The sequence below is a fragment of the Maricaulis sp. genome, assembly GCF_034670125.1.
Lineage (GTDB): Bacteria > Pseudomonadota > Alphaproteobacteria > Caulobacterales > Maricaulaceae > Maricaulis.
On the sequence record NZ_JAXMOC010000001.1, the window covers coordinates 444,055 to 459,445 of the forward strand.

The following is a 15,391-nucleotide window of genomic DNA, read 5'->3' on the forward strand; positions in this document are numbered from 1 at the left end:
ACCCTACTCCCCAGCCCCGCCTTCCTCACCCCCACCCATCGGGTCCTCAACCGGCTTCACCCAGCGATCCCGCCAGTCGGTGCTCTCGCGGCCGCGATAGCCGTGGCTTTCATAGGGGAGAATGACCAGGCGGGCGGCGCGGGCGCGCCGGATGCTCGGAGCTTTACTCGACAACTGACCGTGCCTACCGTGTTCCGCTTGAGGATTGCGTTGAAGCAGTGTGCATCGGGTCAATACATGGTCAGATTTCCAAAGACGTCCTTCCTGGCAGCGCTGATTGCCTTGTGCCTGTCCACGGCACACACGGACGCGCAGAACAATCCAGAGGCCGTGGTTCAATCCTATGGTCAACGTTTTCAAGCAATTGACCAGGAAGCGACCAGCAACCTCCAAAGAATCCGGGATTGGTCATCGGTCCTGTCGCAACTCGTCGCGGATTCTCGCCTGTCGCCGGCACAAAGAGGGGATTTGGAGATGGTCGTTCGTTGCGCGGTCACGATGGCACTTGATCAACAATACCTTTGGGCGACACTTCAGAACTCTCATTCCTACGCTTCCGTTGAGAACGTCCTCAATCTACCCGTTGTAACCACAAACACCGCCAATTCGCTGGATGACTTGCGTTACGCCCTGGAGGCGGCGGAGTGTTTGTGGGACCGGTACGCCCGCTTCGAGGCGGCGGCACAAACGATCAGGCTCGAAAACCTTGACAGGAGAGTGGGTTATGAGGATGCCGCACTTGAGACAATCGGCCGTTCGATTGCCCTGCGCGAACTGATTGCTCGGAATACCGCTCGCTTGGCACCCGATAACCCCGTTCTACATATGAATGCTCGCATTCAGCTTTGCCGGAGTTACCTCGGACAGGCGGTCGCAACCCGGCGCATCAAGTACCCATTCGGAGATTCAGATACCTTGCTTGCGCGCGCGAACACCAACTGCACGGAAGTCCTGCAAGATCTGGTCATCTCAAGTGGCACCACGTCACAGTCTTGGTTTGAGCTCAAGAACGCCCAGATCACTGGTAATCTGGGTAGTGGCGCATCGGAGCAGGCCGCACAGGCCGCAATTGAGTTGGTCGCAGCGTGGGTATCCATCGGAAACGATCCCGAAGAAGCGATGAATCATGTCAGCGGGCTGGTCGAGCATGAGGTGTCCGGAAGAGCTACCTACCAGCAGCATTTGGACCGCCTTTCCTCCGAACGAGGTTGGTAGGGATCACCGGTGACCACCACCCTGGTCGACGCGCGCCTCTTCAATGGGGCGAACCAACCCATTCTTCTTCCTCACCCTCACCCATCGGGTCCTCAACCGGCTTCACCCAACGGTCGAGCCAGTCGATGCTCTCTGCAAGAACATGCAGGATGCTCTCGCGGCCGCGATAGCCGTGGCTTTCATAGGGGAGCATGACCAGGCGGGCGGTGCCGGCATTGCCTTTTACGGCGGCGAACATGCGTTCGGACTGCATGGGATAGGTGCCGGAGTTGTTGTCCATCTGGCCGTGGATCATCAGCATGGGCTCATTGATCTGGTCGGCATGCATGAAGGGTGAGAGCTCGAAATAGGTATCCGGTGCGGCCCAGAAGGTGCGGCGTTCGGACTGGAAGCCGAACGGCGTCAGGGTGCGGTTGTAAGCGCCCGAGCGGGCAATACCGGCGCGGAAGACGTCGGAGGCAGCCAGAAGGTGCGCGGTCATGAAGGCGCCATAGGAGTGACCGGCAATCGCCAGACGCTCGCCATCACCAAAGCCCATCTCGACCGTGACATCGCGCGCGGCTTCTGCCGACAGGACGAGCTGGTCGATGAAGGTGTCATTCACCGTCAGCGGGTCATCGCCGACGATCGGCATGGTGGCATTTTCCAGCAAGGCATAGCCCTGGGTGACCAGGAAGCGCGGGCTGGTGCCGCCGACACGGGTGAACTCATAGGGCGAACCGGAAACCTGACCGGCGGTCGAGGCGTCATTGTATTCCAGCGGATAACCCCAGACGAGGACCGGCAGCGTGTCGCCCTCTTCGTAATCGGCCGGCAGGTAGAGCGTGGCCGAGAGCGGCACGCCGTCCGCACGCTCATAGGTGATCAGCTCGCGGCTGATCTCATTGAGCTGCGGGTGCGGATTGGCGAAGTCGGTGATCTCGGCGGTCTCTTCACCGGTCCGGTGCCAGCGCACATTCGGCGGCGTGACCGGGTCTTCCCAGCGGGTCAGGAAAGACGAGGCATCGGGAGAGGTGAGTCCGATCACCTCCTCATAATTCTCGCCGCTATTGCGCCAGACCTCGGTCGTCTCGAAGGTCTCGAAATCAACCCGGTTAAGGAAGGGACGATCGCCCTCCGGCGTGGCGCCATCGCCGGCCATGTACATGTAGCCATCATGCACGCCGACTACGTTCTGGCCGAATTCATTGCGTACGCTCAGGGCGCTGCCCGGGTTGGCATAGCTGTCCTGGTAATTGCGCTCCTCGGCAAGGCGCGGCTCGACCGAGGGATCGGCGAAATCGACGAGCCAGCGGCGAATGACCCGGGTGTCGCGGTCGTATTCCATCGAGAAGCCAAGCTGGCCCTCGGTGGTGAATTGGGTGCCGTAATACCGGTCCTCGGTGCGCAGGATCTCGACCGGCTCACCGTCAAACGGGGCCTCGAAGGCCCAGGCGCTGTCGCGCTGGTCGGTCTCGACCCGCGGGTCGCCGCCATCGAGCGCTTCGGCCCAGATCAGGCGGGCCGCATGACTGGCCTGCCAGCTGACCGAACGACGGCCGGTCACGACGCCGCCGATCGGCACATTGTCGGCCAGCGGCTGGCGGGCGATCGTGGCAATCTCATCGCCGTCCATATCCGTGACGAAAACCCGGTCCGGGAAGCTGGACCACGGGACCTGATAAGAGAAGGGCTGCTCCATCTCGCCGATCAGGATGTAATCGCCACCTGGTGCCGGATCGGCGGAATAATACAGCCCCGGCTCACCAATCTCGCGCACGCGCGGGCGACCGCTTGTGTTGACCAAAGCCAGCTGGCTTGTCGCCAGCCAGGCAAACAGGGCGGCGTCATGATCGTCGGCAAGCAGGTCCTGATAGGTCCGCACCGGCGCTTCATAACCGCTGGCTTCCTGGGTGACCGGGCCGGACGGCACGCGGGGGCGCTCCGGCATCGGACCGCGATCCGGATCGACCAGGCTGACCAGCAGGCGTTCACCATCTGGCATCCAGTCGAGCGGCGAGAACACCGCATTTATGCCGCTGTCGACCAGTTCGCGGGCCCGGGCATTCTCGACATCGACGACCCACAGGCTGAGCTGGTCATTACGGGTCATCACGAAGGCGATCTGCGATCCGTCCGGCGACCAGCTGGTATTGGAGATGCCGGCATCATCGGGCAGGCTGACCTCTCGCTCTTCGCCGCTCTCCAGATCAACCAGCGACAGGCCGATCACCGAGCGCGGCCCGTGGCGGCCGTTCAGCGTCGCGTCCAGGCGGAGACCGGCCAGGCGCTCCATCGGACGGGCCAGTTCGGCGACCGGCGGAAGGGCTTCGCGGTGCATCAGCAAAAGCGTGTCGCGGGCCGGCGACAGCGAGGTCCAGGGCGACGGCGCCGCGTCGACAATATCGATGATGTCCTGCGGCGGCAGGCGATAGGGGTCCTGCGCGGCCAGTGGCGCCGCCCACAGGGCCGACGCCGCGACCAGTCCGAACCCGCATTTCATCATCGATTTCAACATGCCGTACTCCCCGGAAAAATCCATTCCCGGGGAAGATAGGCGGCTGGGCCGGGGTTTCGTCTAAAGTTTTTGTAATGTCGGCCCGGTCTGCATCGAGGGGGGCGGCGCCACGGCCGGGGCCAGGGCTTTCATCCCCATCACCAGGCGCAGGACAGGGATATGACGCAACACCTCGAAGCCCAGGATGCATCCTCCGAATGTGGCACCGGCGATGAGGGCGAACTCGGTCCACACGCCATATCCGGCATCCCGGATCGCAAAGCCGACAATGACGATGATGGTCTGGTGCAGGATGTACCAGGGAAAAACCGCAGCCGTGAGATAGCGCCGGACCGGGCCATCATGGTTCAACCAGCGCCGGGCTGCCCCGAGCAGGGTCAGGATGATCGACCACATGAAGACGATGCGGGCCAGTCGGGCAAACCACAAAAGGGCCGGCTCGCCGAGCGCGATCTCGATATGGGTATAGGCCCAGGACAGGTAGGCGAGCAGCACAGCGGTCAACGCACCGACAACCGGCAGGGCCCGGTCGACCGTGCGCCAGACGCCGTCATTCTTGGCCATGAAATAGCCGATCAGCACCATCGCAAGCGAATTGGCGTGATTGGCCCAGTCGTCAAGCAGGGCATGGGTGGTCGGGAAGTGCTCGAACAAGGTGAACCGCACGATGAGGAAGGGCAGCAAGGGCAGGCTGATCAGCGCCGCGACCCCGATCCAGCCACGCGACGATGCCCGACCTGCCGCCTGCATCACACCACTGTCGGCGAGCTTGCGCAGAAGCGGGAAGAAAGGCGCCAGAAGGAGGGAATAGACGAATAGATAAACGACATACCAAAGATGGTTCCAGGTCGGCGTGTGCAGTGCCCAGGGCCCGGCCCACTCGCCGGCATACTGGCGGAAGAAATCCCAATAGCCTGGCTCGATGATGCCAGCGATGCGCAGTTCGGAATAGGATTGCGGCGGCACGATCACATACATGCCGAACAGGATCACCGGGAACAGGCGCCAGAGACGGTCGAGGGCAAACGTCCCACCGCCCAGCTTGTCCGACAGGAAGCGCATGGCGACGCCGGAGATCAGGAAGAGCAAGGGCAGGCGCCAGGGGCTGGACAGCCACATGAAGGGCTCCATCGCGTCGTTCGCATTGAGGCTCTTGGCATGCCAGCCCTCCGTGTTGAAGAACATGCCGGTGTGATAGAAGATCAACAGGATGAAGACGCCGATCCGCAGCCAGTCGAGGCCGAACTGGCGGCCGTTGCCGGGTGTATGGGGAGAATGGGTCAATGTCGCAGTCATGGGGTGGCTCCTTGTCGGTCCCTTTCATCCATCTGACCGGTCATCTGCACCAGCAAGGCGGGGCAACCGGCAGGCCGGCGGGACAAGATTGCGCACACGCGGGACGGGCGGCGGTCCCTGGGGATGAATGGCTGACAGCGGCCTTGCCGCCACTTTTGGGCCGGGCGAGACTTTCAGGATGACGACAGCCCTTCCATCTGACCGCACCCGGGCCAACCAGGCCGAGACCCGCGCTTTGTGGCTGGCCTGCCAGTTTGCATGGCTGACACTGTTTGTGTTCTGGGTCATAGCCTCGACCTCGATCGATACGGAGTTCGCGCGCGACGGTCGTGAGGGCCCGCCTTTCTTTTCGTGGGTGACCGAAGGGTCCAGTGTCGTCATGACAGCGCTGATGGTTCCGGCGATGATGTGGCTGGGCCTGCGAGCGCCCCTCGAGCCCGGCCGCTGGCGCGCTTCACTGCCATGGCATCTGGCTGGATTCATTGGCTATACCAGCCTGCACGTGCTCGGCATGGTGCTGATCCGCGAAGGCGTGTGGGCTTTCGCCTATGGAAGTGATTACGAGTTCTTCCACGACGCCCCCTGGCGCGAGATCGTGTATGAGGCGCGCAAGGATATCGGCACCTATGCCGGTTATCAGATCATCATGGCCGTCTCGCTTGCATTGCAGATGCGACAGCTCGAGGTGGAGGTCGCCCGGACCGAAGCACGGCAGACCCACCGCCTGACCCTGAAATGCGGCGGCCGCACCCTGCGGATCGCGGCCGACGAGTTCCGCGCCGCGCAAGCCGCCGGCAATTATGTGGAAATCCGCCTCGCGGGTGGCGAGCACCTGGCCAGGTCGACGCTGACCGAGCTGGAAAAGCAATTGGGAGAAGCCGGTATCGACGCTGTTCGCGTCCATCGCTCCTGGCTGGTCAATCGCGATGCGATCCGCGAAATTGCGCCCACCGGGGAAGGCGATGTCGCCATTACGCTGGATACGGGCAGCACAATCCCCGGCAGTCGCCGCTATCGGGACCGGTTCGAGGCGGCCTAGGTTGCACCGGCCTTGGCCGGCGGTTGACCGGCTCGGCGAAACCAGTGCGCACCCACAATGTACAATCCGGCAAATACGGTCGAGAGGATCAGCCCGTCAACAGCTGCGAGGGTGACCAGACCTGCAAGCCCGATGACAAACACCGTTATGCCGGCGAGGGCCCAGATTGCAGCCATGGCCGCGGGGCGCAGGCGCACGACGGCGGAGCCGACGGCGCCGGCGCCGATTGGCAGCAGGTAGAGCATGTTGATGTCGTTCTGTTCTGATCCGACGATACCGACCGCCCCATTGACCCAGAACATCAGCAAGCTGGCCAGAAGGACCAGTCCGAGTGCAAGGCGCTGGCGGGAGCCGGGGCGTCGCAAGGCACTGACCAGCAACCAGCCGGCGAGGCCCAGACAGGCCAGAAGGACGGCGGCGACGAGAAAATCCAGGGGGGTCCAGTTCATGTCTCAGCCTCGCTGATGCAGATCGATGCCCGGCAGACTGCAACAGAACGGGCTGCCGACCAATGAAAAAGGGCCCGCTGCGCGAGCAGCGGGCCCCTTGTCCGTTCAAGGACCAATCAAGCCTATTCGGCCTGCTCGGTTTCCTTGCCCATCTCTTCGCCGGTTTCCTGGTCGATGATCTTCATCGACAGGCGGACCTTGCCGCGATCATCGAAGCCCAAGAGCTTGACGTAGACTTCCTGGCCTTCCTTGACCACGTCGGACGGGTGGTTCACGCGTTCAGCCTTGAGCTGCGACACGTGGACGAGGCCGTCCTTGGGACCGAAGAAGTTCACGAAGGCACCAAAGTCCATGACCTTGACGACCTTGCCCTTGTAGATCTTGCCTTCTTCCGGCTCGGCGGTGAGGCCGTGGATCCAGTCGAGGGCAGCCTTGATCGAAGCGCCGTCCGAGGACGACACCTTGATCACGCCGTCATCATTGACGTCGACCTTGGCACCGGTGGTTTCGACGATCTCGCGGATCACCTTGCCGCCCGAACCGATCACGTCGCGGATCTTGTCGGTCGGAATGGTGATGGTCTCGATGCGAGGCGCGAATTCACCCAGCTCGGTCCGGGCTTCGCCCAGGGCCTTGCCCATCTCTTCGAGGATGTGCAGACGACCGCCGCTGGCCTGGGCCAGGGCTGTCTTCATGATTTCCTCGTCGATGCCGGCGATCTTGATGTCCATCTGCAGCGATGTGACGCCTTCGGTGGTACCCGCCACCTTGAAGTCCATGTCGCCGAGATGATCCTCATCACCCAGGATGTCCGAGAGAACGGCAACGCCTTCCGGATCCTTGATCAGGCCCATGGCAATGCCAGAGACCGGACGGGTGATCGGCACGCCGGCGTCCATCATGGACAGCGAAGCGCCGCAGACCGTGGCCATCGAGGACGAGCCGTTTGACTCGGTGATCTCGGAGACCAGACGGATCGTGTATGGGAAGTCTTCCTTGGTTGGCAGGACGGCTTTCATCGCACGCCAGGCCAACTTGCCGTGTCCGATTTCCCGGCGACCCGGAGCAAGACGGAATGACGTCTCACCGACCGAATAGGGCGGGAAATTGTAGTGCAGCATGAAGCGTTCTTTGTAGGTGCCCGTCAGAGCGTCGATGAATTGCTCATCTTCGCCCGTGCCCAGGGTCGCAACGACCAGGGCCTGGGTTTCCCCACGCGTGAACAGGGCCGAACCGTGCGTCCGCGGCAGGATGCCGGCTTCGGACACGATCGAGCGGACCTGATCAAGGGAACGACCATCAATCCGCTTGCCGGTCTTGATGATGTTGCCGCGAACCACCGAGCTCTCGACCGCCTTCATGACGTCCTTGAGGGTCGTCATGTCGATGCCGTCCGGACGGTCTTCCGTCTGCAGCAGGGCTTCGATGGCCTTGTCTTTCGCCGCACCGACCGCCTTGTAGCGCTCGGTCTTGTCGACGATCGTGTAGGCTTGGGCCAGATCGTCACCGATCAGGTCGCGAACCTTGGCTTCCTCGGCCGAGTGATCAGCCGGAGCGTAATCCCACGGTTCCTTGGCAGCGCGTTCGGCCAGCTTGATGATCATGTCGATCACTGGCTGGAAAGCCTTGTGACCAGCCATGACAGCGCCGAGCATGACCTCTTCGGACAGCTCCTTGGCTTCCGATTCAACCATCATCACCGCGTCCTGCGTACCGGCGACGACGAGATCAAGCTCGCTGTCATCCATCTCATCGCAAGGCGGGTTGATGATGTATTCGCCGTCCTTGTAGCCGACGCGGGCAGCGCCGATCGGACCCATGAAGGGCAGACCGGACAGGACCAGAGCCGCGGAGGCACCGATCATGCCGACAATGTCGGGATCGTTTTCAAGGTCGTGCGACAGGACCGTCAGCATCACCTGGACTTCGTTCTTGAAGCCCTTGACGAAAAGCGGACGGATCGGACGGTCGATGAGGCGCGAGGTGAGCGTCTCCTTGTCCGTCGGCCGGCCTTCACGCTTGAAGAAGCCGCCGGGGATCTTGCCCGCCGCGAAGTATTTTTCCTGGTAGTTGACCGTCAGCGGGAAGAAATCGACTCCCGGCTTGGCCTGCTTGACGCCAACAGCTGTGGCGAGGACGGTGGTCTCACCGTAGGACACCATGACGGCGCCGTCGGCTTGACGGGCAACCCGCCCGGTTTCGATGGTGAGTGGGCGACCCGCCCACTCAATCGTTTCTTTCTGGATATCGAACATATCGTCTTTCGTACGGATGGCGTCGCGGATCAGCGGCGCAGACCCAGTTTCTCGATGATGGCCTGGTAACGGGCCACGTCCTTGTTCTTGACGTAGTCGAGAAGCCGGCGGCGCTGGGAGACCATCTTAAGAAGGCCGCGACGCGAGTGGTTGTCCTTCTTGTGGGTCTTGAAGTGCTCGGTAAGGTTGGCAATCCGGGTGGTCAGGATGGCCACTTGCACTTCCGGCGATCCCGTGTCGGCTTTGCCACGGGCATGTTCAGCGATCAGCGCGGATTTGCGCTCTTGCGTAATCGACATCGGGTTCTCCTAAACTCGTTATGTCGACTCCCTGAATGGTCAGGGAGTGAGGTTGAAAACACGCGAGGGCTGGAACTTTCCGGCCCTTGCGTCGCCGAGCGCCACTGCCACACCATCGCAAAGGGCCAAAGCGGTAAAGGTGCAGTCCTTGCCCGCGATTTCGCGGGGTTGGCGCTGCGCCTTCAGCTCTTGCGCTTGACGCGGGAGCAGGACGATCGAGCGTCCTAGCTTCAACTGGAAGGTTTCCTCCTCGGTTATGGCCAGTGCCGGGATGTCGTCCAGCGCGGTCTGAACCGGGAGCAGAGCTTCCGAAGCGGCGCCCTTATGAGCCATTTCTTCCAGTTCGTCCAGCCTTGTGGACTCCGCTTCAACGAATCCGGCAACGCGAATTCGGCGCAAGGCGGCGACATGGCCTTCCGTGCCCAGCGCGTGAGCGATATCGCGCGCCATGGAACGAACGTAGGCACCTTTGCCACAACGCATTTCCAGCACGGCCATATCAGCATCGGGACAGTCCAGAAGGTCCAGCGAAAGGATGTGAACCGGGCGCGCCTTCAGCTGGACGTCCTCGCCACTGCGGGCAAGGTCATAGGCCCGCTCGCCATCGACCTTGATGGCGGAGAATGCCGGGGGGATCTGCTGGATCTCTCCGATGAAGTCGGGCAACACCGCGGCGACCTGTTCCGGCGTCGGACGCACATCGCTGGTCGCGACGATCTCACCTTCGCGGTCCAGCGTCGTGGTACGCTCGCCCCACTTGATGGTGAAGCGGTAGATTTTCGAGCCTTCGACCGCAAAGGGGACCGTCTTGGTGGCCTCACCCAGCGCGATCGGCAGAATGCCGGAAGCCAGCGGGTCGAGGGTCCCGGCGTGCCCGGCCTTCTTCGCATTATAGATCCGCCTGACCGCCGAAACGGCCTGGGTCGAAGTCATGTCGAGGGGCTTGTCGAGGATCACCCAGCCGTGGATGTCATCGCCCTTGCGGCGTCTGGCCATGTCTTGCTCCATCTGGCGCCGGGGATCGGACCCGGACGCGGGAGGGGCGGACCTATCGGATCGCCGCCTGCGAGGCAAGGGCGGACCGCTTGATGCCCATCCCGGAACATCATAATCGTGGATCCCGGTGCCGGGAGTTGCGTCATGATCCGAATTCTAGCCGTTTGTTGCGCTGTGCTGGCGCTGTGGAATCCGCCGGCAGGGGCCCAGTCGGACAGTCCGGCGGCCGGCTTTGAACAGGCCGCGCGGGATTGGCTGGCGCCCCTGGTCGACAATCGGGACTTTTCCGGTGTGATCCTGATCCGGCACGGTGAGGCCGAGCCGGTCGCCCTGACCTTTGGCTATGCCGACTGGGTTTCCGGCGCTCCAATGGCCGCGTCTGCCAGATTTCCGGTCGGCTCGATCACCAAGAGCCTGACAGTGGCGATGGCGCGCCGCCTGATCGATGAGGGCCGCCTGTCCGCCGACGCGCCGGTCTCGCGCTATATTCCCGAGTTGACCGGCTATGCTGGAGTCCGGGTCGGTGACATCATCAATCACACCGCCGGACTGACACGGGACATGCCGGCGGACGCCCTGCCCGATGCCCGCAGCGATACCCTTGTTGCCTGGCTGGCAGGTCAGACCCCGCCCGGGCCCGGACCCCATGAATACGCGTATTCCAATCTGGGCTATGGCATTCTTGCGGTCGTCATCGAGCGGGTCGTGAACGCCCGCTTTGAAACACTGATCGCCTCGGAATTCCTGGTCCCGCTGGGCATGAATGACAGCCGGCTTGTGCGCGGCAATGCCCGCCACGGCGACAATGTTCCAGCCGGCTATGCCGCGGGACCCCTGCCGCTGGACTTGCGCGCGCCAATGCCCGATGTGCCCGCTCCCGGCGCCTCAGGCCTGGTGGCGCCAATGGCAGACCTGCTGCGCCTGGCCGAAGCCGTTCGGACCCGGCGGGTGGACCTGTTCGAGGCCGATGGCAGCCTGACCGGGTCGTGGAGCGTCAACCTGGTCAATGGCGAGGCCATCTACACCATCCAGGGATCGGTACCTGGCTACAGTGCCGGCATTTCGATCCTGCCAACACGTGACCTGACCATCGTCTATGGCACCAATATCGATTCCTATAGCAATTGGGGCCTTCGCGAGGTCCTGCACGCCCTCGCCCAGGGGCGTGATCCCGGGCCGCCAAACCTGCGCCCGTCCACCCATGGCCTCACGGAGGCGCATCTGGATGGTGCCGGTGAGTATGAGGGCAGTCCATACGGGCTGATCACCGTGCAACCGGTGGAAGGCGGGCTTGATCTGGTGCTGAGCGAGCGCGGCTGGCGCTTTTATCTCACACCGACCGGCGAAGAGGCGCTGAACTGGCGCCTGTTCAATGTCGACCTGGCGTTCGAACGTGATGAGGCCGGACGGGTGAGCGCGATGTCCGCTGTTGAGCGCGGGCTCGCCGGTGACCCGAGGCGCTGGCGCATGACCCGCACCGACCTGCCTCCACTTCCGCCCGTCGAACCGGCAGACAACGAACGCTAGTCCTCGGCGTCTGCGTCGCCATCGCGGTTGGCATCCAGGTCCTCGCGCCCGGTCGGGCGGTTTTGAACTGGCTGTATTGCCGCGCCTGATCGACGCAAGGCAAACCTTCGCGACTCACAGATCAGGGCCGGGCCTCCGTCACGGAAATCACCGCCGGACGGATGCGGGACCCACCGCAACATGTCGGGTCGCGCTTGTCCGCATCCGTTTGGTTGAGCATGATCCGGGATCCGTGCCATTCGGACGGGCATTCATGTGAAGGTTCAGTGGTGTTTTCGGGACGTCATATCGGAATGCTTTGTTCCGGAGCGGTTTTGGCTCTGTCAGCACTCCTCCTGCTCTGGGTTGGTGTTTCAGCCGCCATGCTGGCCGGATCGCTGCTAGTTCAGGCGGTTTGGACGCTGGGCGCGGCCCAGCTTATGGGGCCCGTCCGCCGCCATATTCCAGACTCCGTTCAATATCACGTACTCGCCTATGCCGCCGGGCTCTCACTGACCGGCATTGGCGGTCTTGTCTTCATGCATCGAGCCTTGCTCGGCGCGACACCGGCCCTGGCTGCCCTCGCGACGATGACGCCGCTGACGGGCCTGGCGATCTGGCGGCTGGCTCGATGGGGCAAAGCCGTCGCAGGTTCCGAACCGATCCGTTGGCCGACAGTCGCTGCCCTGCTCGCCGTGTCCGGCATTGTTGCAGCGATGACGGCCTACGGTTTCGCGAATAATGACGAGAGCATCCGGATCAATTCCACGGCGTGGCTGGAACGCTCCGACATCGTTCCGGAATGGGCCTATCAAAGCGATCGCGTCGTCCATTTTACTCGCAACACCCAGACTCTTTATGAAGAGGGTCTGCCGCCCAGGCGGGTCAATCATCGAGCCTTCCACTCTGTCATCGTCGTAACGACTGTCCTGACAGGTCCGATGAGCGCGGCGGCGGCGTTCTCAGCCGCCAAGGTCCTGGCGATATTTGTATATTTTACATTGAGCTATTCGCTGTTCGGCATTGCCAACCGTGTCTTCGGCATGGGCGTGCGAACCTCGACGCTGATCGGCGCTTCGACGCTGATATTCTCGCCGCTCAAGCTGCCGCTGTTTGCACTTTCACCAACCTATCGGGGATTCCTCTCGGCATCGGGCACGATGTACCACTCCGATACTCAGCTCTTCTCGATGGCCATAGCGGCCGCCGGCCTGCTCGCCACACTGATCGCCTTCCGTGAGAAACGGCCCACGCTGACGCTCAGCGCCTTGCTGATCGGCGCATCCTTCTTCTTCAAACCGCCCAGCTATATGGCTCTCGCACCGGCCATCCTGGGCGCGATTCTGCTTCAATACCGGGATTTCGATCGTGATCGTCTGCTTGGCGCAGTCTCGGTTCTCGCCATTCCCTGGATCTGGTTTACCTATCTGTCCCTGACCGCTGGCAGTTCGCCGATGGACAGTCTTGTGCCGGTCGCCGGCACAGAAGCTGCGACGTCCAACCTCACACTCCAGTTTCGTCCATTCCAAGGATATCAGCACTGGCTCACAGACCGTTTCCCCGACTGGGTTAACGCCATTCCCGGCGGCCAGTATGCGGGAATGATCGTCCTGTCATGTGCTGCATTCTGGGCCGCCTGGGCCCGCGCCGCGGTGCATCCCCTGATCGCGGTCCGTTCCGGGGCACCCGCCCTCCGCGACCACCTCGCGGCCAATGCGCATATTTATCTAATGGTCGGCGCTTTCGTTTTCGCCATCCTGACCTCGACAATGCTCGCCGGACCACCAAGCTCAATGGATATCAACTGGAAATGGCCAGCGGCTGCCAGCTTCGTATTGTGCCTGCCGGCGTTTGCCGCCGCCATCGCCGCGATCCCCAATACCGTTGTGCGGCGCGTCAGCTGGGGCTTGTACGCAATCCAGTGTTTACAGGGCATAGGCTACCTCGCCTATTTCTTCTGGACCTCACGATTGAGCTGACCAGCGGCGCCCCGGCAGGTAACGAACACTAGTCCTCGGCGTCTGCGTCGCCGTCTCGCGCGGCGTCGAGATCCTTTCGAACCGTCGGGCGGTTCAGCAGATCGTCGACATGGCTGGCCGTGTCGAAGGAGTTGTCGGCATGAAAATGGAGTTCCGGCGTGAACTTCATCTCGATCTCGCGACCCAGGCGGCCGCGAAGGAAAGCCGCACACCGGTTGAGCCCCGCGGCAAGCTTGGCTGAATCGCCCCGACCGAGTGGCGCGACATAGACCTTGGCCACACGCAGGTCAGGACTGGGCCGGACCTCCGTCACGGAAATCATCTGGCCTTCAAGGTCGGGATCCCGGAACTCTTCACGCGTGATGATGCCGACAAGCGCGTGGCGGACGAGTTCGCCCGCCCGCAGCTGACGCTGGCTCGGGCCTTTGGAAGTGTTGGTCTGACGGCGGGCCATGGGTATCTCCATCGCGGCGGAAGCGAGGCGCGCGGGTGTACGCCCCTTGCCCGATCGATGCAAGACCCGGCCATCGAGGCCAATTCGTCCCTCAACCTGCCTCGCTCGTCACTTTGCCGGGCCCGAGCCCTTTACCCGGACGCCTGCCGCACGGCTATTCAACGGGACACGCCGCCCGACACGGGCGGCCAGGCACATTGCAGGACACGCGGAAACCATGCTTCGACTGACAACTCTTGCGCTCGCCCTGGCGGGCAGCCTCACCGGCTTCGCCGCCGCATCCGATGAGAACAGCGACGACTCACCGCGGGCGATCGCCGAGGCGTGGATCGAGGCCTATTCCAGCCAGGACTTCGACGGGATGACCGCCTTGATGACCGAGGAAACAGTCTTCGTCGATCCAACATCCTTCGACATCGCAATGGTCACCGACCGTATCGACTGGCAGGGACCGGCGGCCATCACGGCCGGCGTCGGCGCCTGGGGGATGAATCATGGTCGCTATACGATCGCCCGCACCTATGAAGCCTCCGGCCGCGTGATCTTCAATGGCCATATCGACGTGATTTACGGTGAAGGCGAGGAGGCGCAGGCCTTTCGCTACCCGATCACAACCATCATCACGGTCGAAGGCGGGCACGTCACCGAGCATCGTGACTACACGGATTTCAATGGCGCCAGCCGCATCACGGCGCCTCGCTGACCGATCCCCGGCAGACCTGTCTGCCTGACGAGATGGTCCGTGCGGGGTGTGTGCCCTCGCCCGGACCGAGCCGGTGGCCCGGGGTACATTGCCCGAGCCAAAATCCTCGGGTCACCGGCGTGACACGCCCTGAAAAGGAGACTTTGCCGCATGATGAAAAAATCCGGAATCGCGGGCCTCGCCTGCGCCGCTGCCCTGTTGCTGGCGCCATCCGCGCTAACCCAGGGAGACGCCAACAGCGCTGCCGAGGCGGTCGCCCGGACCTATATGGCGCACTATTCCGACCTCGAGCTGGATGCGATGGCGGCGATGCTGTCCGAGGATGTCGCCTTCCGCGACCCGACTGCGGAGACCGAAGAATTCGGCTTCTCCGGGCTGTCGAATGACGGGCGCGATGCGCTGATGGGGCTGCTGCGGGAGTTTATCGACACCTATCAGCCGATCGAACTCGGGTTCGAATGGGACCAAGTCTACACCTCCAACAGCCGTGTGGTCTTCATTGGCCATGTCAATGCGCTCTATCCGACACAGACCGAAGGACAGCGCTTCCGCTGGCGGTCCCAGCAGGTCAGCGTCATCACCGTGCAGAACGGTGTCGTGATCCGCCACGAGGATTTCGCGAATTATGCGACACCCGAACAGGGACTGGTTCCGGCAGTGACGGAGCACTGATTGCGCCGGTCACCTCCCGTGCCTGCGCATG

Annotated in this window: 14 protein-coding genes; 6 read left to right on the forward strand and 8 right to left on the reverse strand. The window is 62.7% G+C overall.

Annotated features, from left to right (window positions below):
• Window positions 1–3: 3 nt before the first annotated feature.
• A complete protein-coding gene (locus tag VOI18_RS01855) occupies window positions 4–174 on the reverse strand; it encodes a hypothetical protein (protein ID WP_323760703.1) in 171 nt (56 codons plus the stop codon).
• A 63-nt stretch (window positions 175–237) separates the two neighbouring features.
• Between VOI18_RS01855 and VOI18_RS01860 the strand changes: the two genes are divergently transcribed.
• Complete coding sequence (locus tag VOI18_RS01860) at window positions 238–1,215, forward strand: hypothetical protein (RefSeq protein ID WP_323760704.1); 978 nt, start codon at window positions 238–240, stop codon at window positions 1,213–1,215.
• Between the two features lie 40 nt (window positions 1,216–1,255).
• Here VOI18_RS01860 and VOI18_RS01865 read toward each other — a convergent pair whose 3' ends face one another.
• Window positions 1,256–3,712, reverse strand: a complete 2,457-nt coding sequence (locus VOI18_RS01865; RefSeq protein ID WP_323760705.1) for a prolyl oligopeptidase family serine peptidase — start codon at window positions 3,710–3,712, stop codon at window positions 1,256–1,258.
• A 60-nt stretch (window positions 3,713–3,772) separates the two neighbouring features.
• Window positions 3,773–5,008 (reverse strand): acyltransferase family protein, encoded by a 1,236-nt coding sequence (locus tag VOI18_RS01870; protein WP_323760706.1) that lies wholly within the window; start codon window positions 5,006–5,008, stop codon window positions 3,773–3,775.
• A gap of 178 nt (window positions 5,009–5,186) precedes the next feature.
• Here VOI18_RS01870 and VOI18_RS01875 point away from each other — a divergent pair, with 178 nt between their 5' ends.
• Window positions 5,187–6,047, forward strand: a complete 861-nt coding sequence (locus VOI18_RS01875; RefSeq protein ID WP_323760707.1) for a LytTR family DNA-binding domain-containing protein — start codon at window positions 5,187–5,189, stop codon at window positions 6,045–6,047.
• Here VOI18_RS01875 and VOI18_RS01880 read toward each other — a convergent pair.
• The 4 genes from VOI18_RS01880 to truB all read right to left on the reverse strand — a co-directional run bounded on the left by VOI18_RS01880 (window position 6,044) and on the right by truB (window position 10,046).
• Entirely contained in the window at window positions 6,044–6,496 is a 453-nt protein-coding gene (locus VOI18_RS01880) for a hypothetical protein (protein WP_323760708.1), read from the reverse strand. The genes VOI18_RS01875 and VOI18_RS01880 overlap by 4 nt on opposite strands.
• 122 nt (window positions 6,497–6,618) lie before the next feature.
• Window positions 6,619–8,751, reverse strand: a complete 2,133-nt coding sequence (gene pnp / locus VOI18_RS01885) for a polyribonucleotide nucleotidyltransferase (protein ID WP_323760709.1) — start codon at window positions 8,749–8,751, stop codon at window positions 6,619–6,621.
• Window positions 8,752–8,780: 29 nt separating this feature from the next.
• Window positions 8,781–9,050 (reverse strand): 30S ribosomal protein S15, encoded by a 270-nt coding sequence (gene rpsO / locus VOI18_RS01890; protein WP_075190259.1) that lies wholly within the window; start codon window positions 9,048–9,050, stop codon window positions 8,781–8,783.
• A 39-nt stretch (window positions 9,051–9,089) separates the two neighbouring features.
• Complete coding sequence (gene truB / locus VOI18_RS01895) at window positions 9,090–10,046, reverse strand: tRNA pseudouridine(55) synthase TruB (RefSeq protein ID WP_323760710.1); 957 nt, start codon at window positions 10,044–10,046, stop codon at window positions 9,090–9,092.
• Between the two features lie 144 nt (window positions 10,047–10,190).
• On the opposite strand from truB, the gene VOI18_RS01900 reads away from it, so the two are divergent.
• Window positions 10,191–11,573, forward strand: a complete 1,383-nt coding sequence (locus VOI18_RS01900) for a serine hydrolase domain-containing protein (RefSeq protein ID WP_323760711.1) — start codon at window positions 10,191–10,193, stop codon at window positions 11,571–11,573.
• A 314-nt stretch (window positions 11,574–11,887) separates the two neighbouring features.
• Window positions 11,888–13,531 carry a hypothetical protein gene (locus VOI18_RS01905; RefSeq protein WP_323760712.1) on the forward strand — a complete coding sequence of 548 codons (1,644 nt, stop codon included), beginning with the start codon at window positions 11,888–11,890 and terminating at the stop codon, window positions 13,529–13,531.
• Window positions 13,532–13,559: 28 nt separating this feature from the next.
• Here the strand turns inward: VOI18_RS01905 and rbfA are convergent, their stop codons facing one another.
• The gene (gene rbfA, locus VOI18_RS01910; protein ID WP_323760713.1) at window positions 13,560–13,985 is read right to left on the reverse strand and encodes a 30S ribosome-binding factor RbfA; all 426 of its coding nucleotides are present in this window, start codon (window positions 13,983–13,985) and stop codon (window positions 13,560–13,562) included.
• 217 nt (window positions 13,986–14,202) lie between these two features.
• Here rbfA and VOI18_RS01915 point away from each other — a divergent pair, with 217 nt between their 5' ends.
• Window positions 14,203–14,688, forward strand: a complete 486-nt coding sequence (locus tag VOI18_RS01915; RefSeq protein ID WP_323760714.1) for a nuclear transport factor 2 family protein — start codon at window positions 14,203–14,205, stop codon at window positions 14,686–14,688.
• Window positions 14,689–14,838: 150 nt separating this feature from the next.
• Window positions 14,839–15,360 (forward strand): nuclear transport factor 2 family protein, encoded by a 522-nt coding sequence (locus tag VOI18_RS01920; protein ID WP_323760715.1) that lies wholly within the window; start codon window positions 14,839–14,841, stop codon window positions 15,358–15,360.
• Window positions 15,361–15,391 lie beyond the last annotated feature (31 nt).